The organism is Dorea sp., assembly GCF_977044405.1.
The window spans coordinates 1-26,107 of the sequence record NZ_CDRRQK010000025.1 but is presented as its reverse complement, the minus strand read 5'-3'; the positions used below and the strand labels follow the sequence as shown (position 1 = coordinate 26,107).

The 26,107-nt window shown below is 42.1% G+C and carries 25 protein-coding genes and 1 tRNA gene; 4 read left to right on the top strand and 22 right to left on the bottom strand.

The genetic code is table 11. The annotated features are described in order from the left end of the window. Window positions 1–119: 119 nt before the first annotated feature. The 8 genes from ACWJAF_RS11195 to murB form a co-directional block, all read right to left on the bottom strand. A complete protein-coding gene (locus ACWJAF_RS11195; RefSeq protein ID WP_448863981.1) occupies window positions 120–2,231 on the bottom strand; it encodes a glutamine synthetase III family protein in 2,112 nt (703 codons plus the stop codon). Between the two features lie 191 nt (window positions 2,232–2,422). After that, window positions 2,423–3,289, bottom strand: a complete 867-nt coding sequence (fba, locus tag ACWJAF_RS11190) for a class II fructose-1,6-bisphosphate aldolase (RefSeq protein WP_448863979.1) — start codon at window positions 3,287–3,289, stop codon at window positions 2,423–2,425. A gap of 273 nt (window positions 3,290–3,562) precedes the next feature. After that, window positions 3,563–3,634, bottom strand: a tRNA-Glu gene (locus ACWJAF_RS11185). A 92-nt stretch (window positions 3,635–3,726) separates the two neighbouring features. Continuing rightward, on the bottom strand, window positions 3,727–4,638 hold the full coding sequence (locus ACWJAF_RS11180; protein ID WP_296034146.1) for a diacylglycerol/lipid kinase family protein: 912 nt from the start codon (window positions 4,636–4,638) through the stop codon (window positions 3,727–3,729). A gap of 108 nt (window positions 4,639–4,746) precedes the next feature. After that, window positions 4,747–5,004: an HPr family phosphocarrier protein gene (locus tag ACWJAF_RS11175; RefSeq protein WP_296034148.1), complete on the bottom strand. Its 258-nt coding sequence runs from the start codon at window positions 5,002–5,004 to the stop codon at window positions 4,747–4,749. Then, window positions 4,997–5,902: a DNA-binding protein WhiA gene (gene whiA / locus ACWJAF_RS11170; protein WP_448863976.1), complete on the bottom strand. Its 906-nt coding sequence runs from the start codon at window positions 5,900–5,902 to the stop codon at window positions 4,997–4,999. Before whiA ends, ACWJAF_RS11175 begins: the two co-directional genes overlap by 8 nt. A 7-nt stretch (window positions 5,903–5,909) precedes the next feature. Then, window positions 5,910–6,791 carry an RNase adapter RapZ gene (gene rapZ / locus ACWJAF_RS11165; protein ID WP_448863974.1) on the bottom strand — a complete coding sequence of 294 codons (882 nt, stop codon included), beginning with the start codon at window positions 6,789–6,791 and terminating at the stop codon, window positions 5,910–5,912. A gap of 2 nt (window positions 6,792–6,793) precedes the next feature. Beyond that, a complete protein-coding gene (gene murB / locus ACWJAF_RS11160; RefSeq protein WP_448863973.1) occupies window positions 6,794–7,705 on the bottom strand; it encodes a UDP-N-acetylmuramate dehydrogenase in 912 nt (303 codons plus the stop codon). 350 nt (window positions 7,706–8,055) lie between these two features. Between murB and ACWJAF_RS11155 the strand changes: the two genes are divergently transcribed. Then, on the top strand, window positions 8,056–9,339 hold the full coding sequence (locus ACWJAF_RS11155) for an HlyC/CorC family transporter (RefSeq protein ID WP_448863971.1): 1,284 nt from the start codon (window positions 8,056–8,058) through the stop codon (window positions 9,337–9,339). A gap of 13 nt (window positions 9,340–9,352) precedes the next feature. Here ACWJAF_RS11155 and ACWJAF_RS11150 read toward each other — a convergent pair whose 3' ends face one another. The 13 genes from ACWJAF_RS11150 to pdxA all read right to left on the bottom strand — a co-directional run bounded on the left by ACWJAF_RS11150 (window position 9,353) and on the right by pdxA (window position 22,773). Continuing rightward, window positions 9,353–10,054 (bottom strand): sigma-70 domain-containing protein, encoded by a 702-nt coding sequence (locus tag ACWJAF_RS11150; RefSeq protein WP_448863969.1) that lies wholly within the window; start codon window positions 10,052–10,054, stop codon window positions 9,353–9,355. Between the two features lie 280 nt (window positions 10,055–10,334). Further along, entirely contained in the window at window positions 10,335–10,592 is a 258-nt protein-coding gene (locus tag ACWJAF_RS11145) for a hypothetical protein (RefSeq protein WP_296094701.1), read from the bottom strand. Window positions 10,593–10,710: 118 nt separating this feature from the next. Further along, window positions 10,711–11,493, bottom strand: coding sequence for an N-acetylmuramoyl-L-alanine amidase (locus ACWJAF_RS11140; protein ID WP_448863967.1), 783 nt, complete (start codon window positions 11,491–11,493; stop codon window positions 10,711–10,713). A gap of 90 nt (window positions 11,494–11,583) precedes the next feature. After that, window positions 11,584–12,990: an FAD-binding oxidoreductase gene (locus ACWJAF_RS11135; RefSeq protein ID WP_448863965.1), complete on the bottom strand. Its 1,407-nt coding sequence runs from the start codon at window positions 12,988–12,990 to the stop codon at window positions 11,584–11,586. Between the two features lie 2 nt (window positions 12,991–12,992). Next, the gene (locus ACWJAF_RS11130; RefSeq protein ID WP_296033477.1) at window positions 12,993–14,186 is read right to left on the bottom strand and encodes an electron transfer flavoprotein subunit alpha; all 1,194 of its coding nucleotides are present in this window, start codon (window positions 14,184–14,186) and stop codon (window positions 12,993–12,995) included. A gap of 12 nt (window positions 14,187–14,198) precedes the next feature. Beyond that, window positions 14,199–14,987, bottom strand: coding sequence for an electron transfer flavoprotein subunit beta/FixA family protein (locus tag ACWJAF_RS11125; protein WP_118309509.1), 789 nt, complete (start codon window positions 14,985–14,987; stop codon window positions 14,199–14,201). 45 nt (window positions 14,988–15,032) lie between these two features. Continuing rightward, on the bottom strand, window positions 15,033–16,589 hold the full coding sequence (locus ACWJAF_RS11120) for an L-lactate permease (protein WP_448863963.1): 1,557 nt from the start codon (window positions 16,587–16,589) through the stop codon (window positions 15,033–15,035). Window positions 16,590–16,996: 407 nt separating this feature from the next. Next, window positions 16,997–17,698, bottom strand: a complete 702-nt coding sequence (locus tag ACWJAF_RS11115) for a FadR/GntR family transcriptional regulator (RefSeq protein WP_448863961.1) — start codon at window positions 17,696–17,698, stop codon at window positions 16,997–16,999. Between the two features lie 15 nt (window positions 17,699–17,713). Continuing rightward, on the bottom strand, window positions 17,714–18,481 hold the full coding sequence (locus ACWJAF_RS11110; RefSeq protein ID WP_028086416.1) for a DeoR/GlpR family DNA-binding transcription regulator: 768 nt from the start codon (window positions 18,479–18,481) through the stop codon (window positions 17,714–17,716). Between the two features lie 108 nt (window positions 18,482–18,589). After that, on the bottom strand, window positions 18,590–19,168 hold the full coding sequence (locus tag ACWJAF_RS11105) for a YcxB family protein (protein ID WP_296033485.1): 579 nt from the start codon (window positions 19,166–19,168) through the stop codon (window positions 18,590–18,592). A gap of 96 nt (window positions 19,169–19,264) precedes the next feature. Beyond that, window positions 19,265–20,299 carry a 2-keto-3-deoxygluconate permease gene (locus ACWJAF_RS11100; protein WP_448863957.1) on the bottom strand — a complete coding sequence of 345 codons (1,035 nt, stop codon included), beginning with the start codon at window positions 20,297–20,299 and terminating at the stop codon, window positions 19,265–19,267. A 65-nt stretch (window positions 20,300–20,364) separates the two neighbouring features. Beyond that, window positions 20,365–21,705 carry a four-carbon acid sugar kinase family protein gene (locus tag ACWJAF_RS11095; protein ID WP_448863955.1) on the bottom strand — a complete coding sequence of 447 codons (1,341 nt, stop codon included), beginning with the start codon at window positions 21,703–21,705 and terminating at the stop codon, window positions 20,365–20,367. 48 nt (window positions 21,706–21,753) lie between these two features. Beyond that, window positions 21,754–22,773 (bottom strand): 4-hydroxythreonine-4-phosphate dehydrogenase PdxA, encoded by a 1,020-nt coding sequence (gene pdxA, locus ACWJAF_RS11090; protein ID WP_448863953.1) that lies wholly within the window; start codon window positions 22,771–22,773, stop codon window positions 21,754–21,756. Between the two features lie 301 nt (window positions 22,774–23,074). Between pdxA and tpiA the strand changes: the two genes are divergently transcribed. Together tpiA and ACWJAF_RS11080 are read left to right on the top strand one after the other, a co-directional pair. Continuing rightward, window positions 23,075–23,857 (top strand): triose-phosphate isomerase, encoded by a 783-nt coding sequence (gene tpiA / locus ACWJAF_RS11085; RefSeq protein WP_448863951.1) that lies wholly within the window; start codon window positions 23,075–23,077, stop codon window positions 23,855–23,857. 53 nt (window positions 23,858–23,910) lie between these two features. Next, window positions 23,911–24,357 (top strand): RpiB/LacA/LacB family sugar-phosphate isomerase, encoded by a 447-nt coding sequence (locus tag ACWJAF_RS11080; protein ID WP_296033491.1) that lies wholly within the window; start codon window positions 23,911–23,913, stop codon window positions 24,355–24,357. Window positions 24,358–24,653: 296 nt separating this feature from the next. Here ACWJAF_RS11080 and rpiB read toward each other — a convergent pair whose 3' ends face one another. Next, window positions 24,654–25,106: a ribose 5-phosphate isomerase B gene (gene rpiB / locus ACWJAF_RS11075; protein WP_296033494.1), complete on the bottom strand. Its 453-nt coding sequence runs from the start codon at window positions 25,104–25,106 to the stop codon at window positions 24,654–24,656. A 117-nt stretch (window positions 25,107–25,223) separates the two neighbouring features. On the opposite strand from rpiB, the gene ACWJAF_RS11070 reads away from it, so the two are divergent. Beyond that, a complete protein-coding gene (locus ACWJAF_RS11070) occupies window positions 25,224–26,012 on the top strand; it encodes an HAD family hydrolase (protein WP_448863948.1) in 789 nt (262 codons plus the stop codon). The last annotated feature ends 95 nt before the right edge of the window (window positions 26,013–26,107 follow it).

The window sequence follows — 26,107 nt, the reverse complement described above, 5'->3', positions numbered from 1 at the left end:
AAAACCCTGAATTTAGAATAACACAATCATGTGTCCATTCCAAGTCCAGGGTTCTTAAAATTTTCTAATGTATTTCTAAAATATTTGTTTTGTTTAACTAATTATTTTATCCTTAATAATTATACTTCGAAAATCAGGTCTCCGTAAGAAGGCATTGGCCATGCTTCTTTGTCAACGATCATTTCCAGCTCGTCAACTGGTGCACGGAGTGCTTCCATAGCAGGTACAACATCAAAGTGATAGAATCTTGCCTGATCCTCTCCTTCTTCCATAGCTGCTGCCTGATCTGTAACAACTTTCAGTGCTTCCAGCGCTTTTTTAGACTCTACTAAAAGTTCTGAAACCTCTGTCAGAAGTTCTGCCTGAACAGATGCATCTGCACCTGCTTCTTTTACTGCACCAACTGTATCTGCAAGGTCTTTTGTATATTTGATAATGGCAGGAATAATCTGTTTGCTTGCCATATCGATCATTGTACGGGCTTCGATATTAATTGCCTTTGCATAGCTTTCGAATTTGATCTCCGCACGTGATTCCAGTTCAGCCTTTGTAAATACTTTGAATTTTTCAAACATATTGATGGCTTTGTCTGTAGTCAGGGCAGGAATTGCCTCTACCATAGATCTGATATTTGGCAGTCCACGTCTCTCAGCTTCTTCTACCCATGCATCTGAGTATCCATTACCGTTGAATACAACTCTCTGGTGCTCTGTTGCGTATTTCTTAATCAGATCATGAACAGCTTCATCGAAGTTATCTGCTTTTTCAAGTACATCACAAGCCTCTGAGAATGCTTCTGCAACGATTGTGTTCAGTACTACGTTTGGTCCTGCGATTGAATCACGGGAACCTACCATACGGAACTCGAACTTGTTACCGGTAAATGCAAATGGTGATGTTCTGTTACGGTCTGTTGCATCTTTTGCAAGATCTGGAAGTGTGTCAACTCCTGTCTGAAGCTTTCCACCTTTCAGACTATGTGTAGCCTCTCCTGTGCTGATCAGCTGCTCTAATACATCCTCTAACTGTTCTCCAAGGAATACAGAGATGATTGCCGGTGGTGCCTCGTTAGCTCCAAGTCTGTGATCATTTCCAGGGTCTGCTGCAGATTCACGAAGAAGATCTGCATGTGTATCAACTGCTTTTAAGATACATGTAAGTACCAGTAAGAACTGAATATTTTCATGAGGAGTTTTTCCCGGCTCTAACAGGTTCTTTCCATCATCTGTGGTAAGAGACCAGTTATCATGTTTACCGGAACCATTGACTCCTGCGAATGGTTTCTCATGAAGTAAGCACTTCATACCATGCTGGCATGCAACTCTCTTTAAAGTCTGCATTACAATGTGGTTATGATCCAGTGCTACGTTACACTCTGCATAGATTGGTGCAAGTTCATGCTGTGCAGGTGCAACTTCATTATGCTGTGTCTTAGATGTAACACCAACTTTCCAGAGCTCTTCGTTAACATCTTTCATGAATCCCGCGATTCTCTGACGGATGGTTCCGAAATAGTGGTCATCTAATTCCTGTCCTTTTGGAGGCATTGCTCCGAACAGTGTACGTCCTGTGTAGATCAGGTCTTTTCTCTGTAAGAACTTCTCAGCATCTACAAGGAAATATTCCTGTTCCGGTCCTACCGATGGTGTTACCTTCTTAGATGTTGTATTTCCAAACAATCTCAACAGTCTCAGTGACTGTTCGTTGATTGCCTGCATAGAACGAAGAAGTGGAGTTTTCTGGTCAAGCGCCTCTCCTGTATATGAGCAGAATGCTGTAGGAATGCAAAGTGTTGCTCCTGCTGCATCATGTCTTACAAATGCCGGTGATGTACAATCCCATGCAGTATATCCTCTTGCTTCGAATGTTGCACGAAGTCCGCCTGATGGGAATGAAGATGCATCCGGTTCACCTTTGATCAATTCTTTTCCCGAGAAGCTCATCAGTACTTTTCCGCTTGGAAGTGGTGCTGAAATAAATGAATCATGTTTTTCAGCAGTTACACCTGTCAGAGGCTGGAACCAGTGAGTATAATGTGTAGCTCCTTTCTCAATTGCCCATTCTTTCATCTCATGTGCAATTACATCTGCTGTAGCAAGGTCTAATTCCTTACCTTCCTCGATTGTTTTTTTCAGATCCTTATAGACTTTTTTTGGAAGACGTTCCTGCATTACAGTGTCATTAAATACGTCTTCGCCAAATATCTTGGCTACATTGATTGCTTCACTCATGTCTCTTCGTTTCCTTTCTCATTGTAATATTGGGGTTGAAATTTCATATTATGGTATGCATATAACCAAACTTTTTCTGTGCATACCATAGTATAAAAAAAGGCACTCCAACTTCCGTTGGAACGCCTTTGTTCTTCCTATGCCAGTTAGTATAACTCAACCAGTCAAAAAAGGCAAGTGAAAATTTTTAATTATTCAGCTTTTCCTACTGAACCAAATAATTCCATCTTCTCTTTAACTGTTGCCTGGATAGCTTCAGCACCTGGTTTTAAAAGTTTACGAGGATCGTATCCTTTTCCTTCCAGATCTTTTCCTGCTTCAATATATTTACGTGTAGCATCAGCAAATGACAGCTGGCACTCTGTATTAACATTGATTTTTGCAACTCCGAGACTGATTGCTTTCTTAATCATGTCTTCTGGAATTCCTGTACCACCGTGAAGTACTAATGGCATATCGCCTGTAAGCTTCTGGATTGCATCCAGAGTCTCAAAACTTAATCCTTCCCAGTTAGCTGGATATTTTCCATGAATATTTCCGATACCTGCTGCAAGCATGTCAACACCAAGATCAGCGATCATCTTACACTCATTAGGATCAGCGCATTCACCTTTTCCGATAACTCCGTCTTCTTCTCCACCGATAGAACCTACTTCAGCTTCGATAGACATTCCTTTTTCTCTGCAGATAGCAATGAGTTCTTTTGTCTTTGCTACATTCTCTTCGATTGGATATTTAGATCCGTCGAACATGATTGAAGAGAATCCTGCGTCGATACATTTTTTACATCCTTCGTATGTTCCATGATCAAGATGTAATGCAACTGGAACTGTGATATTAAGTTCTTCCATCATAGCTTTTACCATAGCTGCTACAGTCTTGAATCCTGTCATGTATTTTCCAGCTCCCTCAGATACACCTAAGATAACTGGTGACTTTAACTCTTCTGCTGTAAGAAGAACAGATTTTGTCCACTCTAAGTTGTTGATGTTAAACTGTCCTACTGCGTAATGACCTGCTACTGCCTTATCGAGCATTTCTTTTGCTGATACTAACATATGTTATTCCTCCAATTCTACTGCCATAAGCCTTCTAATCTCATATGACAAATTTGTTTCACTTGCATTATATCTCATAACTTATAAAAAAACAAGAAACTTATCCCGGCATTTCCAAAATTAGCGAATAAGTAATTACACACTTGGTATGCAGAGAGTCTGCCACCGGTAGCTTCTCTCACATGCTTGGGCATACAAAAAACTTGCCACTGGCAACTTTTCTTGCATACTTAGGTATAAAAAAAGATCTGCAGAACATTCTGCAGATCTTAGTGACTCCGAGGGGAATCGAACCCCTGATTCCAGCGTGAGAGGCTAGCGTCTTGACCGCTTGACCACGGAGCCATGTCTCAAGTACTTGCTTAGTATAACAAGGTTTTTATAAAAAAGCAAGTACTTTTTTCAATTTTTTTAATTTTTTGTATTTTTGTGAATTTTTATTCCTCTTCATGCGTTCCCGGAACCATGATCTGAAGTTCTTTATTAAGATTCTCGATCACAACCTCATCATGCTCTCCGCCAAACTCCCCGTCCAATGTCCACGGAATCTCTTCGATGGATTCAAACATGATTCTTCCGCTCTTAAATGTATACATATATTTCGAATCCATCTGCTGGATCATAAGCGCCGCAATGATCTCCTGTAACTCTATTGGATTCTTCGGTGTCTTGATCAGTGTTACCTCAAATACACCGTCATCAAATCCAACCTGTTTTCCCACCAGGTTACGGAATCCTCCGACAGATCTTGAATTCGTAACCATTCCATATACAAATTCATCTTCGATCACTTCATCATCATGTGTTACCTTGACTTTATAAGACGGAATATTAAAGAGACGCTTTGCTCCTTCCAATACATATGCCAGATGTCCCAGAACATTCTTCATCGACTGCTTCGTCTGGTAAGAAACATCTGTAAACAGTCCGAAAGCTGCAATATATACAAATATATCATCATTAAATCTTCCCGCATCACAGGAGAATACTTTTCCGTTCACCGCATTATCCGCTGCTTCCAACAGGCCTCTTGGTATATGAAGACTGCTTGCGAAATCATTGGTTGTTCCTGTAGGAATATATCCGATTGGTTCTCTCTTATCCTTATCCCGCTTCATCATTCCTGTCACGACTTCATCAAGAGTCCCATCTCCTCCGCTGCATACAACCAGATCGAACTCACTCGAATCGTACTTTTTAACCTTCTTATATGCATCACGGTATGCCTGTGTCGGATACGCTACCACTTCATACCCTGCTTTTACGAAGATATCAATGACATCAGCGAGTTTCGGTTTTAATAATTCTTTTCCTGCATGTGGATTATAGATAAAAAGCAAACGCTTCATAAACATGCCTCCTCCTTATCTTTTTAGTACTTAATAACGAAGAGGCTATTGCAACTCTAATCACAATGGCCCCTTATATTTTACATATCGCTTCTATATTCTCCCGTATTACTTATCTGCTCCCAAAAAGCTTGCAACACCTGTTACGGCTGCATCTTCATCCTGGCCTTCTGCTACAATTGTAACATCCTCGCCTCTTTGAAGTTTCAGGCTCATCATTCCCATAATACTCTTTGCGTTAATCTTCTTACTTCCCATCACAATATATACCTGACTCGCATACTGGCTTGCTTCCTGTACGAGATGAGCCACCGGACGGTCTTCCATGTCCATATTGTTCTGAATGGTAACAGGCTTTCTAATCATAACGACTTGCTCCTCCTTGCTGTTCCCTTAACTGTTCTGCTATTTCACTTAACTTCCTGAGCCGGTGATTAACCCCTGATTTACCAAGCGGGCTTTCCATCAGCTGACCCAGTTCTTTCAAAGCTGCTTCCGGATATGCCAGACGCGTAAGGGCAACGTCTCTTAATCCCTCCGGCAGCTCATCAAAACCGATCTGATCTCTGATATATGTAATATCCTCCATCTGCCTTACTGCAGCAGATACGGTTTTATTAATATTAGCCGTTTCGCAGTTTACTTTGCGGTTCACAGAATTACGCATCTCTTTCATGATACGCACATTCTCAAGTTCCATCAAAGCCACATGAGCTTCCATAACATTCAGAATATCAACAATCTGTGATCCTTCTTTCAAATATACCACATACGTCTTCTTACGCTGCACAATCTTTGCATCCACATCAAAACTGTTGATCATATCTTTCAAATGTTCTGCCTGTTTTTCCTCGTTACATACAATCTCAAAATGGTATGACTTACTCGGATCACTCATAGACCCCGATGCTATAAATGCCCCACGGATATATGCTCTTTTGCAGCAGACTGCCTGTACGATTGTATCACGTATTGCCAGCAGTTCATTGCCTTTTGCGTAAATGTAATAACTGTAGTTATCCCTGCTCGTATTTCTGCGGACTACGATATCAGTTCTTATATTAAATGTTTTTGTCAATAATGTAAAGCATTTTCTTGCAACTCCAAGATTTTCCGTATGTACCTTCAGGCAGCACACACCATTTCTTCCCGTTCCAAATTCTCCTGACATGTGTACCATCGCCGACAACTCAGCAATATCACAGTGTCTTGCTTTTGCATAATGCTCCAGTAATTCTTCTTTTACCTTTCCAGAAAATGACATCTGATACCTACCTCGCTTTGGTGATCGCATCCTTTTCTATATCACGGTGTTCAATCCGGATGCCATAATTTTCATTCTTACTTAATGCCTCAAAAAGCTCATTTGCAAGTGTAACAGAGCGGTGCTTTCCACCGGTACATCCAATTGCGATCACAAGCTGCGTCTTTCCTTCCTGCACGTAATTCGGGATCAGGAATTCCACCATGTCCTTTAGTTTTGCAAGGAATGTCTGCGCCTTATCGTTATTCATTACGTATTCTCTTACTTCTCTGTCGTTACCGCTTTTCGGGCGCAGGTCATCAATATAATATGGATTCGGCAGAAAACGCACATCAAATACCAGATCCGCATCCGCCGGGATTCCATATTTGAATCCAAATGACAATACCGATATATACAGATTTTTATACTCTTTATTTTCCACAAAGATCTTTGACAGTTCTGCCCTGAGTTCTCTTGTCAGCATGTGACTTGTGTCGATCAGATAGTCCGCACGTGCTCTTAAAAACTCCAGACGTTTTCTCTCTTCTTTGATTCCCTGTTCAACTCTTCCACCTTTTCCCGACAGCGGATGAAATCTTCTCGTTTCCTTATAACGCTTGATCAGTACATCATCACTGGATTCCAGATAAAGAATCTCGAACCGCATACCCGAATGATCAAGGTCTTTTAATATATTCTCAAGCTCATGGAAATTCTGGCCGCTCCGGATATCTACCCCCAGAGCCGCTTTATTAATCTCTGTTCCCGGCACACTGAAAAGATCTGCCATCTTCGGTATCAATGGTACCGGCAGATTATCTACACAAAAATATCCCATATCTTCCAACATTTTAAGTGCCGTACTTTTTCCAGCTCCGGACATTCCGGTTACGATCACACATCTCATTTTTAGAACTCTCCCAGCCTCTTTACTTCCGGCTCCAGCCGTACTCCAAACTTATCATATACTTTATCAGACACCTGGCGCATCAGCTCCATTACATCGGAAGCCGTCGCACCATCTTTATTAATTACAAATCCACAGTGCTTTTCAGACACCTGTGCTCCTCCAACCTGGAATCCGCGCAGATCCGCATCCTGGATCAGTTTTCCTGCAAAATATCCTTCTGGACGCTTGAATGTACTTCCGGCACTTGGATATTCCAGTGGCTGTTTGGTAATTCTTCTTTCTTTCAGATCATCCATCAATGCCTTAATTTCTTCTGCTTTTCCTTCCTTAAGTTCTATGACTGCATCCAGAACAATATATCCTTTTTTCGCAATCACACTGGTTCTGTATCCCAGTTCCAGTTCGTCTTTCGCAAGCTTTTTCACATTTCCGTCTTTATCTAATACGGTAACAGACTTCAGTACATCTTTCATCTCTCCGCCGTAAGCCCCTGCATTCATTACACAGGCACCACCAAGTGTTCCCGGAATTCCCGCTGCAAATTCGAATCCTGCAAGCTCTGTATCCAGCGCACGTTTTGCAACCATAGAAAGAAGCGCTCCGGCCTGTGCATATATTTCACGGCCCTTTACTTCCACCTGGCTCATCTGCTTATAGATCTGGATGATCACACCGTCGTATCCCTTATCAGATACCAGAAGATTGCTTCCATTTCCTACTATATAATAAGGAACATTTTCCTGCGCACACAATTCTGTCACTTTCGCAACTTCTTCTGCCGTACGCGGCATAACAAAATATGCTGCTGGTCCACCCACGCGGAATGTGGTATGGTTCTTCATCGGCTCTTCTATCTTAACCTGTTCCTCAGTCAAAATACTTTCTAACTTTTTATAAAATTCCTGATTCATATCTATCTCCACCTTCTTCAGGTATTATATGCTTCCCATCTCAAATTGGCAAAATCTGCTGCCACTACTGTTTCATATGGAATTTTCAGTTCTGAAAATTCCTGATTTATAGCAAATACATCAGGTTACTGTTTACACAGTAACCGATTTTGCCAATGCTACGCATTTCAAATTGGCAAAATCTGCTGCCACTACTGTTTCACACGGAATTTTCAGTTCTGAAAATTCCTGATTTATAGCAAATACATCATACACTATACTGCCCGTAAATTCAACGCACACTTGCAAATTTCATATAAATGCGATATATTAATCTAAATATTATTTTTTCAAAGGAGTGAATTATACAATTGGACACGAGTGTCGCGATACAACTCATTATTCTATTGATTTTATTGATTCTTTCAGGATTTTTTTCATCTGCGGAGACAGCTTTAACAACGGTAAACCGGATGCGTATCCGCGGTCTTGCCGACGAAGGCAACAAGCGGGCAAAAACCGTTATGCGTATTACCGATGATACCAGCAAGATGCTGAGTGCGATCCTGATCGGTAATAATGTGGTGAATCTTTCTGCCGCTTCCCTTACTACCACCCTGGCTTACAACCTTGGCGGTTCTATGGTAGCAGCTGCAAGTGCAATTCTATCTGTACTGATCATTATCTTCGGAGAGATCACGCCAAAGACCATGGCTACACTGCATGCGGAAAAGATGTCTCTTCGTTATGCTTCGGCCATCAATCTGTACATCAAAGTCATGACACCATTTGTATTCATCATCAATAAGCTTTCGGATATCATTCTCCGCATTCTTCACATCGATCCGAATGCCGGAAACAAACAGATGACAGAATCTGAACTCCGTACGATTGTGGATGTCAGCCACGAAAGCGGTGTCATCGAATCCGATGAAAAAGAGATGATCTATAACGTATTCGATCTTGGCGATGCAAAAGCAAAAGATGTCATGGTACCAAGAGTTCATGTTACATTCGCCGATGTAAATGCCACTTACGAAGAATTGATCGACATTTTCCGCGAGGACAAATTCACACGTCTTCCGATTTTTGAAGACACAACAGACAATGTTGTCGGTACGATCAATATGAAAGATCTTCTCTTATATGATAAGGAAAAAGAGTTTCACATCCGCGACTTTATGCGCGAGGCCTATTTCACTTACGAATATAAGAATATTTCCGAATTACTTGTAGAGATGCGTCAGGCTTCTTTTAACATTGCCATTGTTCTGGATGAATACGGTGAGACTTCCGGTCTGATCACACTGGAAGATATTCTGGAAGAGATCGTCGGAGAAATTCATGATGAATATGACGAGAATGAAGAAGACTTTATCAAACAGGTCGGTGAGCGCGATTATATCGTAGAAGGCTCCACGAATCTGGATGACCTGAATGACAGACTCGATCTTGATCTGACCTCAGAAGAGTATGATTCCGTCGGTGGATTCATTATCGAGCATCTGGACCGGCTTCCGGAGATTGGCGACGGTGTTACCACCGAAGACGGCATCCATCTGGTTGTGGAAAAATTAGACAAAAACAGAATCGAAAGCGTACATTTATATCTGCCGGAACCGAAACCGGAAGATGAAGAAGGAGACGAGGATTAACCCCGTCTCCTTTTTATTCTTCATCTTTCACTTCTTCTCCGGCAAGTTTCAGAATATCTTCAATCTCATCTTCGCTGATTCCAAGTCTGTCTGCAACTTCATCCACACTGACTTTACGTCCGTATTCTTCTTTCATACTCTTGATCGCCTCATCAAGTTCCGTAACTTTCTCAACCATCTTATGATCTCTTCTCTTCACTTCTGTCTGCGACTCCAGCGATGCCAGCATTCCGGCACGCACCTGTTCCAGAATCTCTTCTTCATCCTTCTCCTTCCGGATCTCTTTTAATGCCAGCATCAGTACAATATTTCCTTCCTGGATCATATCACCGATAAACACTTCCGGATGATGCAGTCTCACTGCTTCTTCTACTACTTTCGGAAGATAATATGCCATGCGCACCTCTTCCGGTGTCTCTTCCTTCATATCACCGAGACTTTGCAGATATTCTTCTACATATTTCTGTTCGTCCGGGCTTAATGGCTGTTGTTCTTCACTTTCTGCTTCTCTTACTGTACCTCCGGCCTGTTTATAACCGATCACTGCCATCTTCATCGATAACAGGTAATCACAGACCAGATTCATCTGTTCCTGCGAAAGCCCGTCTTCTTCAAAATATTTTTCCACCTCATCTACAGTAATCTTGCCATTCTGACTTTCTGCAAGACTTAAGACCCCTGCCAGTTTTTCTTTGAATTGTAATCTATCCGCCATATATCATTTCCTCCATTTTTATTATCGATGCATTCTCAGTTTTTTCTCTCACAACAGCTTCCAAAAGCTTTAGAGTGTCTCTTATATCTTGCAGAAAATATTTTTAAGCCACACTCCAGGAGCGAATCTGTATTTTATCTATCTTTTTTTGTTTCTTCCTTATTTTAATAGAACAATTCCATGATATTATGAATTTAATTCTCTGTCAATCTGTAACAAAAAAAGACTCATTTTACAGTCTTTGTAAAACAAGCCTTTTTATTGTTATAACATTTATGTCTTACTCCATCATGTGATGTCTGTATAATTCATACAGATACAGGCCTCCTCCAATCAATCCCACGATCAGTCCGCCGTAGATGCCTGCACACATAAGATTTACTACATTACCTGCAATTGAAAATCCTAAAAACTTACAGATCAGCGCCCCTGCTCCCATTGTTATAAGCATCCAGCCGATGATATTCATTACCAGAAATGCACTGACTGCTCCTTCTATTGTAAATATTTTATTCACTGTATCCCATAATTTTTTCATTCTAAAACGCCTCCTGCATTTTCCTTTAAAACTTTACTCTTATCTCATTTGCTGACTTTAGTATAAAAAGGTTATGTTAAAAGGATTGTCTTAGTAATGAAAAGTTTATGTTAAATTTTTATACTTCCTGCTGTACGATCAGAGTCTGATATCCTGCCCGTTTCAGACGGCGCTCCATCTGTACCGCATCATTTAAATTATCAAATTCTCCCACATAGACTCTGTAATACGGGCCTGACCGGTCAATGTACACCGGATACTCCTGCTCCAGAAGTTCATTCTGCAGCCGGTTCGCATACCGCTGATTCCGGAACAAGCCCACCTGCACCCGGTACACCGGAACTTTTTCTTCCTTGATCAGCCCATTGCTTTCCAATGTGTCCAGAATCCCATCTGCAATCGCCTGTGCGATATCTTCAAAGTTATCATCAAACAGACGGTTATCTGTGTCCGAATTCAGAAATCCGGCTTCCACCAGTATCGCCGGCATCTTTGTACGTTTCAGGACCACCAGATCCGGTCTTGCTTTCACGCCCAGATTCACGAAGCCTACACCTTCGAGCTGCTCATTGATATTCTGTGCCATTTTGTATTTGAGTCCTGACAGATTATAGATCAGACTTTCGACTCCTTCCACCTCATTATCGGCAGGAAATGAATTTCTATGAATAGAAACGAAGAAATCCACTCCTGCCTGATTCGCTTTCATTGCTTTTTCATATGGTGTCTCGTAGACATCGGTTGTTCTGGTATACTCTACATCAATTCCTCTGTCTGATAAAATCTCTCCGATCGCAAGCACTAGTTTCAGGTTGTCATCTTTTTCCCGCCGGCCTTCGTACACGGCTCCCGGATCTCTTGCACCGCCATGGCCGGCATCCAGCATGATTGAATATGCCATAAGATGTCTCCTTTTTGATTATTCTTTCATATATAAACTATGACATACCTGATAAAAAAGTGTATATAAACAAGGTAAAAGAATCGTCGATCACAACTGTGCAACTTTATGTGGATTCAAAATATTCTTCGGATCAAACACTTTCTTAATTCCATTCATCAGTTCCAGATTCTCTGTCGGAAGTGATTTCCTGAGATATGGTTTCTTCGCAAATCCAATTCCATGTTCACCGGATACCTGTCCTCTTAACTCATGTGCTTTCTGATATATTTTCTCCATGGTATCTTTCATACGTTTTTCCCATTCTTCATCGCTTAAATCATCTTTCAGAATATACGCATGAAGATTTCCATCTCCCGCATGACCAAAACTTTTAATACGGATATCCTTTTCTTTCTGAAGATTATGAAGATATACAACCATATCATTGACACAGTTTCTTGGAACAACCATATCTACTTCGTCCATATAAGTCGTAGATCCTTTGATTGCTTCCAGGAATGCACCTCTTGCCTTCCAGATAGATTCTTCTCTTTCTTCTGTATCTGAGATCAGCACATCCAGTGCTCCCTGTTCCAGACATAATTTCGCTACTTTTGCATACGCCTCTTCAATCTCTTCTACAGAATTTCCATCAAATTTCAACAACAGATATGCATCTGACTGCTTATCCGGAAATGCTTTTCCCAGATATTCCTCTGCATCTTCAATGACTTCTCTCTGCATGAATTCGACTGCTGTCGGTATGGTCTTGGATTTGATGATTACCGGTACTGTATCGATTGCCTGTTCCAGTGTCGGGAAAGGTATCAGAAGACTGATCACCTTTTTCGGCAGTGGAAGTAATTTTAAAATTGCTTTCGTAATAAATCCAAGCGTTCCTTCCGAACCGATGATCAGATTTTTCAGATCATAACCGGAACTGTTCTTAACAACTTTTCCTCCGAACTGCGTGATTTCTCCGTTAGGAAGAACCACTTCCAATCCCATCACATAATCTCTTGTCACACCATATTTTACTGCTCTCATGCCACCTGCATTTGTGCTGATATTTCCTCCGATGGTCGCTGATTTTTCTCCAGGATCCGGTGGATAGAAGAAATCATGTTCTTCTACATAAGTTCCAAGTTCCATCAAAAGAACGCCCGGTTCCACTGTAACTGTAAGATTTTCCTCGTCCAGTTCCAAAATATGATTCATAAGCGTGGTGTCGATCATAATTCCGTGTTCGATTGCTACGGAAGATCCTACCAGTCCGGTTCCTGCACCTCTTGGTGTTACCGGAATTGTATGTTCATATGCATATTTCATGATCGCTGATATCTCTTCCGGTGATTTTGCCCTTACCACTATATCCGGATAGCTGCTTGTTCCTCCCAACTCATCATGACTGTATTCTTCATTAATAAAGTCTCCGACCAGTATCCGTTCTTCGTCCTTTACAATCTCTTTTATATATGTAATATCTGAATTATCCAGTTTTTTATATTTTTCCATGATTATGCTCCCTTCTTTTCTTCTATCTTCTGAATCAGCTGCGGGATCACATCATAAAGATCTCCCACCAGACAATAATGTGCGGTTTTAAAAATCGGTGCTTTTTCATCTTTGTTGATTGCAAATATCGTTTCCGAATGGTTCATACCCGCAGTAAACTGAACTGCTCCGGAGACCCCACAGGTAATAATAAGCTTCGGTCTGACTGTACGCCCGCTTAAACCTATCTGACATTTCGCCGGCAGCCATCCGGACTCTGCCATTGGTCTGGTACATGCAAGTTGTCCGCCCAGAAGATCTGCAAGTCTTTGAAGCATCTCCAGATCTTCCTGTTTCTTTACGCCACGACCTGCTACTACAAGCACATCTGCATTTTCAATGAATTTTTCTTTTTCTTTTAATACAATATCCAGTACATCTACATGTGAGTCCAGTCTTTCTTTCGCAATTGTACAGTTTACAATTTCACCCGTTTCTTCTACTGATCGCTTTGGTGCATTCATGATCTTATACCTCACAGTAGCCATTTGCGGACGATGATACGGTGTCTTGATATGTGCCATAATATTTCCACCAAAAGCCGGACGGATTTGCGAAAGATCTGTATCTTCATTCATTTCAAGAATCGTACAATCTGCTGTCAGTCCGGTCTTCATCCTTGCCGCCACTCTTGGTGCCAGCTGTCTTCCAACGGTCGTTGCACCCACCAAAATAGACGATGGCTTCACATTCTGAATAAAATCTTCAAAAACGGCTGTATATGGTTCGATCTTAAACCGCTCCAGTTCCGGTTCATCATATATGAATACTTTGTCAGCTCCATAATGCAGCAGTTCATGGCTCTTTTCACTGATATGATTTCCCATGAATACTGCATATACCGGATGACCGGTTACCTGCGCCAGTTCTCTTGCTTTTCCCAGCAGTTCCAGCGTTACCGGATGGATCTTGCCATCTACATGATCCACATATACAGCAATTCCTTTCCATTCTTCTTTATTCACACTTGGTCTTACTGTATCTTCTACATATTCCACTGCACCTTCCGGACCTTTCTTTACACAAAGGCGGCACATCTTACAGGCCGCATTGATTGAAAGTTTTCCGTCTTTTTCTTCCATTGCCCCAAACGGACAGATCTTGACCAGTTCTTGATTATCTGTAACTTTTTCCTGATGTATGATTAATTTAGCCACTTTCTTTTCCTCCTACACGAATTTCATTTCCACGATTTTATCAAACAATTTCTCTGCAAGCACATCTCCCGCTTCATTCCATATCTCTTTTTTATCATTCACAGCAGGTGGAAATATCTTCTGCACCTGTGTCGGTGATCCATTCAGACCATAATGCATTTCATCGGTATCTTTCATATCTTTCAGGGACAGCACATTGATTTCACGCTCTTTTGTCTCCGTCTTTTTCACATAAGATGGAAGTCTCGGTTGGAAAATATCTTTATTCACAGCAAGGAGACATGGAAACTGAACCTTTGCAATCTCAACTTCCTCCGGCAGATCCATGCTGACGGTAATTCCGTCTTCCTCAACTTTATTGATCTTTACAACATCTGCTACACTCGGAATGTTCAGCCACTCGGAAATCTCCGGTCCTACCTGAGCAGTATCCCCATCCGTTGTCTGACGTCCGCAGAGGATCAGATCGAACTCACCGCTCGCTTTGATCCCCTGTGCCAGCGTATAACTCGTAGCCAGCACATCTGCTCCTCCGAATTTGCGGTCTGACAAAAGTGTTCCCGCATCCGCTCCCATCGCAAACGCTTCCCTGATCACCTGTTTTGCCTGAGGTGGTCCCATAGAGATTACCTGTACTGTTCCGCCTGTCTGCTCACGTATTCTGAACGCTGTCTCCAATGCATAGAGATCATAAGGATTCATCTTTGATGCTGCTCCGTCTCTTTTTAACACTCCGGTAACCGGATCCACTTCTACTTTATTACTCTCTGGTACCTGCTTGATACAAACAAGAATCTTCATATCTGTTTCTTCCTTCCTTTTTTTGAATATTTTATAAATAATTTTTTATCTCATTCTGCTTCCGGCATATGCCACACATCCGGCTATTACAATAAAAATCGCACAATACTTCATTACTTTTCTCAGTATTTTACTTTCATTTCCAACCGTTGCTGTTGCCGCCGTTCCAATTGCAATGCTCTGCGGAGAAATCATCTTTCCGATTGTCGCCCCGACTGTATTCGCTCCCGCAAGCCAGCACGGATCCAGTCCAAGACTTCTTGCAGTCTCTACCTGCAAGCCTCCAAACAACACATTTGCAGAAGTTCCGCTTCCTGTCACAAATGTTCCTATTGCTCCGACAAACGGTGCTGCCGCCGGATAGAAATCGCCTGTCAACGTTACCAACATACCGGCAATCTCCGCAATCATTCCGCTGTGGCTCATGATTTTTGCCATGGCCATGATCGACATGATCGTAACCACCGTCTTCCACATCTGTCTACAGGTATCCTTAAACACCTTTCCTATCAGTGAAATGTCTGCTCCCTGAATCTTTCCTCCGATCACGGCAGCCAGAAGTATCAGCACACCCGGTGTTGCGACCCAGGTAAATGTATACGGCGTACCGCCCTTGCCACTATAGATCTGAACAACCGTCTTAATCTTTCCCAGTGTATCATGCAGCGGTGGAACCATACTCGATGTAAGCAGCAGAAATACAAAAATCAGAATAAACGGAATGCATGCCTTCACCGCTTCTGCTATTGTGATTCTGTTTTCTGACTCCTGACATATCTCTTCCTGCTTCTTATCTCCGATCAGATATTCTTTTTCCCGGCTCTGCGGATTTTTTCTTGCCATCAAGATCGTCACTGCCATCGAACATACCGAGCCGATGATGACCGGGAGTTCTGCTCCCAGGAATCTCGCTGCCAGAAGTTCCGGTACGGCAAATGCAATTCCGGATGCAAGTGTAATCGGCCAGATGCCTTTCAATGCCCTGACTGATTTTCCTTCAATGATCACCATCACAAAAGGTGTGATTAAGATTAACGGTAATAACTGCACCGTTGTATCCCATGCAAGACTTCCCTGTGAGATTTCCGTAAGCTGCGCCAATGTTACCGTCGGTATTCCGACAGAGCCGAAGGCCGTTGGTGTTGCATTTGCTACCAGACAGGCAACCGTCGCAGGGATTGGTGAAAATCCAAGTCCGCAAAGGATTCCCGCCGGAATGGCAACCGCTGTTCCAAATCCAGCCATACCTTCCAGAAATCCTCCGAATCCCCAGCCGATCAACAGCAGCAGGATTCTCCGGTCTTTTGACACCCCCGTCAGTACTTTCTTGATCTTCTCCATACTTCCTGTTGCTATACACAGGTTGTAGGTAAATACTGCGGCAATAATCACCAGGCTTACCGGCCAGATGGCCATAGCCACACCCTCCAGACCTCCGGTTACACAATCCTTCACCGGCATCTTCCAGTAAGTAAGTGCCAGCAAGATTGCTGCCGCAAGAGCAATCGGACAGGCTTTGAATGCCGGCTTTTTTAATACCCCAAGTGCCAGCATCAGCCACAGGATCGGTAACAGCGCAAGAACAAACGCTAAAAGTTTCATTGTGATGTGCCCTCCATTCATAACGTTTTGTAATTGGTACTACCATTGTTTGTATAAAGAAAACTTGCCTCAAGCAAGTTTCTATGTACTTTATTATTTTCCATTTATACCCGCCAGTAGAAAGGAACCAACACATTGGTCGTACCACTCTTTTGTGTATTTAGTATAGTTCTTGTGGATTTCAAAGTCAATATTTGTTTATTTTTTCACATCATTGATTTTTTATAGACAAATTTGTAGATTTTTTCACCAATTTTTCTTACACGCTCAGGTACTCAGGTATCTGTATGACCTGCAACTGTTTCTTACGAACGCATGGCATAAAAAAGCGGCTGCCCGCCGGTTTCCCACCGTCAAAGCAACCGCTTAATTTCGCATTTTGCAAAGCATCTTTCCTTTTATACTCTCTATACTTTTCTATTTTCCCGCTCTTTTAAAATCTCATTGATCAGCATAAAGTGACATTTTAATGCTTCCTGACCTTTCGTTTCATCTTTCTCTTTCAGTGCTTCTATCAATTTTTTATGATATTCATTTAACATTTTTTTCCGCTCTTCCGTACGCAAAATCTCCGCACGCATATCGTGAATAAATGAATCAATCACACCGGAACATGCCTCCAGAAAATCCTGCACCAGTATATTACCCGACGCCTGTGCGAGTGTATAATGCAGTTTCTTATCCAGTGCTGCATTCTTCACATCATCCTGACTCCGATCCAGTTCCTTTACTGCTTTCTCCATTTCTTCTATCTGACCATCTGATGCATTCTCTATCGCAAGCGTAAAAGCCAGACATTCCAATGCCTGGCGTATCTGGCTGATCTGCCTGTAGTCTATCTGATCCATGGCAAACATCATCGTCATCGTTTCCGCAAGACTTTTCTGAAATTCACAGGTAATATAATTTCCCGATCCCTGCTGTGAAGAGATCACTCCTGTCATATCCATGATGCGGATTGCCTCGCGCACCGAATTACGGCTTACGCTCAACTGTTCTGCGATATCCCGCTCCGGCGGTAATTTCTCCCCCGGACGAAGTTCCCCATCTATGATCTTCTGTTTAAAATAATCTATGACTCCTTTATAAGCCTTCTGCTGTCTCTCCATCACATTCCTCTTTCATTACGCGACCACAAGTGGAACACCCAGTTCTTTTGCTTTACTGACATTCTCTTTAGAAACCCCGTCATCTGTAATAATCTTATATACTTCATTTGTCGGACAGATTACAGACAGATAGCCGCCTCCGAATTTACTGCTGTCTGCAAGTACATATACTTTCTCTGCCGCTTTCATGATTGCTTTTTTCACTTCCATCTGTGGCGTGGCAATGGAAGTAAGACCCACATTAAAATTAATACTGTGAACACCGATAAATGCTTTATCCACATGGAACTTTGACATATTCTGGATTGCCACATCCCCCATTGTTGCCGCAAGATGTCCCGTCACATAGCCTCCGATCATAAAGAGTTCCACATGTCCGACTCCCGCCAGCTCATTTCCGGTGATCAGGGAATTGGTCACAACCGCAATCCTTTTTTCCGGATGGTTCCGGATCTCTCTGGCAAGGTAAAAACTAGTCGATGCATCATCGATGATGATCGTATCCCGGTCTTCCAGAAAATCATAAGCCATTTCCGCAATCTGCTTTTTCTGTGCGACATTCCGGTAGAGGGATTCTGTCGAATATCTTCCGCTTTCAGTTTCCGCCGTTTCCAGCTTCACCGCTCCGCCATGGGTGCGCTTCAACAATCCTTCTATATCCATCGCTTTGATATCATTCCTGATCGTCACTTCCGAGCATCCGAATTCCCTGCTCAGGTCTGTTACCTTTACTTTTCCTTTTCTGTCAAGTTCTCTTAATATCTCATTTCTACGTTCTTCCATGGCTGCCTCCCTGCAACTATCTCTTAATAAATAAGTTTACACTATCTATTTTTATTGTCAAGCACACGGCCATTTCCTTTTTTAAAACAATCCCAATATTTTTCTCTGTTATCTCATTCTCACCTTACTCTGTCCAAGCTGTGTGGCGATGATAGTAAATATCGGTACAAACTGGTCTCCAAAATCCTGTTTCGGAAGAATCATTGCACATTCCGGTGCATAATAGATTCCGATCGTCTTCGGTGTCACTACCGCTCTCTCGATATGATCCCATTCATAAGTTCTGCTCTCTTCATTCTGTCTTATCGTAATACCAGCTTCCGAAAATGTATACTCTGCCGGTGAATTATATTCTTTATTTATAACAACCTGTTTTTTTGCCCGCATCTTAAGCTGGATCGGCGTACCGCCGAGGAACAGTACTGCCGCCGCAAGATAAAGTGCTGCTCCCGCACCATTTACCTTTCCTGTTGTATAAGAAAAGATTCCCATAAAAACAATTGCAAGTCCAAGGATATTGACCAGGAAACCACTGAATTTGGAATATGCATGGAACAAAAGGAAATCATACAATGCTTCCTTTGTCATGTTCACTGTCATCCGGCTTTCTTTGATCACATCTGCCGGTCCTGTCGCTTCATTTTCTGTTGTTACATTTTCTTCTGTCATATTCTCTGGTGTACTCATAGCATAACCTCCTGTTTTTTTCTTTGTTTTTTAGAAAAGTCCTTTTATACTTTGACATATAAAAGGACTGAAATGTTATTTGTATTACGGTTCAGATTAGTTTGCTTTTACTTTATCATAAGCCCAGCCTTCCGGACTGTAGATACCTTTCTGTTTCTTCTGCATCCATTTATCAAATGCTGCTGTAATGAACGGGCAGAGGAACAGTGTAATGATAGATGCTGTAGCACACTGTGCTGTTGCCATACTTACCATACCCTCCATGGACGGGTCAGCTTCTGCAACTGCTGCTGGTGTCATAGCTGAGTTCAGGGCTGTTGTACCAATTGCTGCTCCCATTGCATTCCTTTCCTTCTTTGGAAGAAGAAGGTTGATTACAAAGAAGAAAATAACTGCTGTTGCTGCAGAGATCAGTCCAAGTACGATACCGGAAGCTCCTGCTGTCAGGATTGTCTTAACGTCTGTCTTCGCACCGATAGAAATAGTCATGAAGAATGTTACGATCGGCTGTGCTGTCTTACATGCATCACGGAATCCCTTGTCCAGATTTCCCCAGAAGAATCCGATAAGCAGTGGTACTAATACTGCGATCAGGGATTTGATCGGGATATTTGCAAGTCCTGTTGCTCCAAGTGCGATCAGTGTAAAGAATGGTCCGTCATTCAGTGACAGGATTGAGATAGCTCCTGTATCTGTTGCATTTCCAAACTGTGAAGAAAGGGAAATGTACAGTGATCCGTTTGAGTTCGTGATTGCTGCGATCAATACGAATGGTGCGATTCCGAGGAATCCTTCCGGTCCGCAGATCTTACCAACAATAAGACCAACGATAACTCCAAGTAAGAACTTGGTACCAGTCATAATTACACCTTTATAAAGCGGCATACCTACCTGTTTAATGTCGATCATAGATCCACATACGATCAGGAAGAATCCCATCATACATGCATTTCCTTCATAGAACAGTGCTGTTACATATCCTCCGATCTGGAATACCTGCGGTACAAATGTTGCAAGTACAACCGCGATTACCAACGGGATGATTACCAGACCTCCCGGGAGGTTTTTCATTTTGTTCAGAATATCAAGATCTTTTCTTGTGTCCTGAGGCTGTTTGTTTTCTTCGCTCATGTTCTCTCTCCTTTTCTCTCAAATGATACGTTTTTCGTTTATGATCAGGATGGTTTTCCCCGATACTATCTTGCTGACTCTTTGAACAGACGCTCTACGATATCGCAGGCTGTATTGTCATTACCTGTAAGTCCGCCCTTTCCTACGACCGTAAGTCCGTCATATTTTCCTACTAATCTTCCGACGTCTGTCTGTGGAATCACATAGTCCATCACTTCGATGCACTCTACGCCCAGCTGATAGCATACATTTACCATCGTGTCACCACCTGTGGTGTAAAGACCTGCAACCTTTTCTCTTCCGACCTGTTCCAGTACCTGTGAGATAATGGTTCCAAGTCCGGCATTGATACGGTTGGCGCTCATTCCGCCTGCATAGCCTCGTTTTTTATCTTCTTCATCCAGATTGAGAAGATCACCGTGAAGAGCCGTCTCAAAAAGAATGGCTCTTGGCTGTTTCTCGCTCTGAATCAGTTCTACTGCTTTGTTAACTGCTTTAAATGCCTCATCTAAAGCTTCGTCTCCACCATTGATCAGCGGAATCGGCTCTACGCTGATTCTTACATGTCTGGAGTCTTCGCATAATACCTGCATCTGCTTCTTTGTAACCGGTGTTGCACTTCCGGCTGCGATCAGAACTGTCTTGCCTTCTTCGCTTGCTGCCGGTGGAATATTTGGCTGTTCTTCCTGGATAAGTCCTCTTCTGTATGCAAGTTTTGCTGTGAACGGTCCCGGATCTACCGCAACTACATCCCATTTAAGATCGATACATGCCTGTGCAATCTGATCTACATCTTCCAGAGTGATCGCATCGACGATGATCACGCCTGCGCCATCATTTCTTACTTCTGTAAGTGCTTCTTTGATTCCTTCTTTTCCCTTCAGGACTTTATCTAATGTAACCAGTCCGACATTTCTTCTTGTCTGACCAGCGAGAAGTCTTGGTATGTAATTTTCCTTTACCGGTGTACGTACATCCTGTGCAACCGGTGTATTGATCAGTGCGACACCATCAATGACAGAATATCCTCCGACCATGATTCGTCTTGACTGTGGCATTGCCGGTACTACAACTGCAACTGTGTCTTCATTTAACTGATCCAGCATAGCATCGATCTCCACACCTACGCCGCCACGTAAAGTAGTGTCAATACGCTTTGAAAAATATTTCACACCCATTGCTTTTAATGCATTGGTTGCTGATTTTACTTTTTCATATGCTTCGTCTTTTGGAAGTGGTCTTGAATTACTGCTGATCAGAATTGCATCAAGAGATGCTGTTTCTCTTGCATTCTGTGCTGCTTCTTCATTAAAAAATACCGCTGTTCTGGCTTTGGATCTTGCCAGTAATACACCTGTCGTTGTTGCTCCGGTCAGATCATCTGCAACTGCTCCTATCAAAGGCATAGCTAATTCCTCTCTTTCTTTCCTGTATACCAGAGTGTGTCTCTTTCATTAGTTTGCTTTTTTCTCGTGCTGTTTTGCAGCATACTCAGCAACTACCTTCGTAGACTCAATCAGACTTACACAGCCCGCAATTCCCTTACCAGCGATATCGAATGCTGTTCCGTGGTCAACTGAACTTCTGATGAAAGGAAGTCCGAATGTAAGTGTTACAGATTTTTCAAAATCTAATGTCTTACAAGCAATGTGTCCCTGGTCATGATATAAAGAAAGGATTGCATCGAATTTTCCTGATTTTCCAATGTGGAATACAGAGTCTGCCGGACAAGGTCCGATTGCATTGATTCCTTTTTCCTGCGCAGCTTTTACAGCTGGTTCGATCTCATCGATCTCTTCACGTCCGAATAATCCGTTATCTCCGTTGTGTGGGTTTAATCCTGCAACTGCGATCAGTGGATTTTCGATTCCTACTTTTCTTAATTCTTTATCGATATTGATTACATCCTCGAGGATGACATCTTTTGTAGCGTAATGACATGCATCTACAAGTGACATATGTCTGCTTACGAAGAATACTCTTAATTTGTGGCAGGAGAACATAGTCAGTGCATATGGTGATTTGGTTGCGTTCTGATAGATTTCTGTATGGCCCGGTTCTTTTACTCCGATCAGTTTGATTGCTCCTTTGTGGATTGGTGCTGTAGAAACCGCATCGATTTTTCCAGCCTGTCCAAGTTCGATGGATTTCATGATCCAGTCAACTGCCATCTGTCCTGCAAGTGCCTGAACTTTTCCCCATTCGATAGAATCTGTATCGTAATCACCTGTCTCGATGATGTCTACGGTTCCGAATTCATATTTTGCTTCTGACGGATCTTCTATCTTGTTGTATTTTAATTCTTTTCCAAGAACCTTTGCTGCTCTGTCCATGATTGCGATACTTCCGATTACAAATGGACGGCAGCAGTCGTGAATCTCTTCGCTTAACATTGTTCCTACTACGATCTCAGGTCCGATACCTGCTGGATCTCCCATTGTGATTGCTGTAACTGGTTTATACTGTGTACTCATAATCTTTTACTTTCCTTTCGTTTCATTTTCGTTTTTATTTTCGTTTCGTTGTCCTTATGTTACATTTATTTTTTTGTTTTTGCAAGTAATTTTATCCATTTTTCCTAACTTTATCACAATTGCATAGATTCTATTTCGTCTTTTTGTGCATATTTCAGCTGTTCGTTAAGTATTTATCGTTTTTTTACCCTTGTTTTCATTTTCTTTTGATTATTTTCGTTTTTGTTATTGCTTTTGTTCAGTTTTCGTTATATAATCGCAAATAGCAAAAGAAAACAAAATATCGAAAGTGGAGGGTATCATGAGCAAAAAACTTTTCTTTGGAAGCAACCTGAAAATGTACAAGAACATAAAAGATACCGTTTCCTATCTTCAGGAGCTGGAATCTCTTACAAAAGATATAAGCAGGGATGACATCGAACTTTTCATTATTCCTTCTTATACAACACTGGAAAGAGCTGGGGAGGCTATCGACCAGAAGAACATCCGCTTAGGTGCACAGAATATGTGCTGGGAAGAGCAGGGACAGTTTACAGGAGAGATTTCTCCTCTGATGTTACAGGAAGCAGGTATTGGTCTTGTTATGATCGGACATTCGGAACGTCGTCACGTATTCGGAGAAACTGATATAGAAGAAAACAAAAAAGTGCTCTGTGCACTGGAGCATGGATTCAAGACACTTTTATGTATCGGAGAGACTGCGCAGGAAAAAGAATTCGGTATCAGCGCCGAAGTACTCCGCACACAGTTAAAGATAGGATTCCACGGCGTATCCGCTGAGGATGCAAAAAACATCTGGGTTGCCTACGAACCAGTATGGTCTATCGGTGTAAACGGAACTCCTGCTTCTGCTGATTACGCTGAAGAGATGCATAAAGTAATCAAACAGACATTACACGAGATCTTCGGAGATGCCGCAGACGAAATCCCGGCTCTTTACGGAGGAAGCGTTAACCCAGGTAATGCAAATGACCTGATCGTCCAGCCATCTATCGATGGTCTGTTCACAGGACGTGCTGCATGGCAGGCAGACAAATTCAATACTTTGATCCGTGATGCGATTAAAGCACACGATGCAAAATAGGTTGTTTTTAATTATTTATTTTTTAATCATTTTTATCAAGGAGGATATTCACTATGAAAATCGCAATCGGATGTGATCCAAACGCACAACAGGCAAAAGAAGAACTTATCAAATTTATGGAAGACAAATGTTATGGGGAGATCAAAGACTTCGGAAGCGAAGATCCGATCTACGCCAACACAGCCGTTGCTGTTGCAGAAGCTGTTGCTTCCGGGGAATATGACCGTGGAATCCTAATCTGCGGAACAGGTCTTGGAGTTTCTATCGCAGCTAACAAGGTAAAGGGTGCTTATGCAGCATTACTTTCTGACGTATATTCAGCTAAAAGAGCACGCCTTAGCAACGATGCCAACATCGCATGTATGGGTGCTTTCACAATCGGTAACAAGTTAAGAGAAGAATTAACAGACGCTTTCCTGACAAATGAATTCGTTCCAGGATGCTCTTCTCAGCCAAAGGTAGACGCTTTCAGAGACTACGAAACAACTCACCAGAAATAGACTGACATTATCATTTTTTTCATTTCTCCAATATAAGATGCCAGGGTATCAAACGCAAAAGCCGGTCATCCTTGTACGACAAAGAGTTTGAACCTGATCTTTTGGTATACAGAGAACCTGCCACTGGCAGCTTCTCTTGCATACTTTGGTATCAAAATAAAAGTCCGGGATTTTGCATCACCTCAAAATCCCGGATTTTTCTTCTGTCAATTATTAATTCCCGTCCCAGAATTCCAAGCCCCGACTCTTTACCGCGCAAGCACGAACTGCTCTTTGGATTTGGGGATTCTGGTATTTTATAAATTATGATTTCTCTTTTCTACATCCATGATCATATCAACTCTTGTTGCATGTCTTCCTCCCTGAAATTCGGCATTCAACCATGCATCTACGATACATTTTGCAGTCTCGATACCAATCACACGTGCTCCAAATGCAATTACATTTGCATTATTATGCTCTTTTGCCATCTTAGCTGTATATGGTTCGCTACAGACAACTGCACGGATTCCGTTAACCTTATTGGCCGCAAGCGAAATGCCTGCTCCGGTTCCACAGATTGCAATTCCCTGTTCTACTTCTCCGCTTGCAACTGCATTACCGATCTTCTCACCAAATTCCGGATAATTGCAGCTTTCGTAAGAATCTGTTCCATAATTTACTACTTCATGTCCCAGACTTTCCAGGTATTCCACAATCTCATTCTTCATATCTACTGCTGAATGATCATTTGCAATTCCAATCTTCATATTCGTTCCTACCTTTATCTTTCATATTTTACTCCTTTATATTATAATTAGTATCGATACGAATATCAATAGAGTGTATCTGAAAATGTTTTTTAATACAAGGAGATTCTTATACTTATGATTAAATTAATTGCCAGTGACCTTGACGGCACTTTACTTCAGAACGGTGCACACGATGTTAATCCTATCGTCTTCGACCAGATCCGCACACTGAAAGAGCACGGAATCCTGTTCGTCGCTGCAAGCGGAAGACAATACCTGAATCTGTGCCGTCTCTTTGAGCCTGTAAAAGACGACATTGCATATATTGCAGAAAATGGTTCTCTTTGCATCTATAAAGAAGAGACACTTTCCAAAGGAATCATCGAACAGGATCTCGCTTACCGGATTCTCGATGAAGTTGCAAAAAGTCCGCAGTATAACTGCATCATCTCCGGGGAACGTGTCTGCTACAGCACTTCCAAGAATCCCGAATTCCAGAATCATATGGTAAATGTACTTCAGAATAATATGGCTTTCATCGATGATCCTAAAACCGAAATCCAGGAACCAATCTTAAAAATTGCACTCTGTGATTACAATGGTACTGATGAATGTTTTCATAATCTGAGAGACAAATTTGCTTCTGAGATCAAGGTTGTTACTTCCGGTAATCTATGGGTTGATTTTATCTGCCCGGATGCCAACAAAGGAAGTGCACTTCAGGATCTGGCCAGCCACTTACATATCGATCCAGAAGACTGCGTCGTCTTCGGAGATCAGTACAACGATGTAGAAATGCTCCAAACCGCCGGTACAAGCTACGCCATGAAAAATGGAGCCCCGGGAATCGAAAAATATGCGACGCATGTTACGGATTCTGTGGAGACGGTGTTGGCGGAGATCATAAATGGACTTGCTGTTTAATACATTAATTTGGGTTGGATTCCCGGTCCTTGCGTATGCCTTGGTATAAGATCTGGTCCGCGACTCCATGAAGCAAGAAGTAGTAAGAGAGCCTG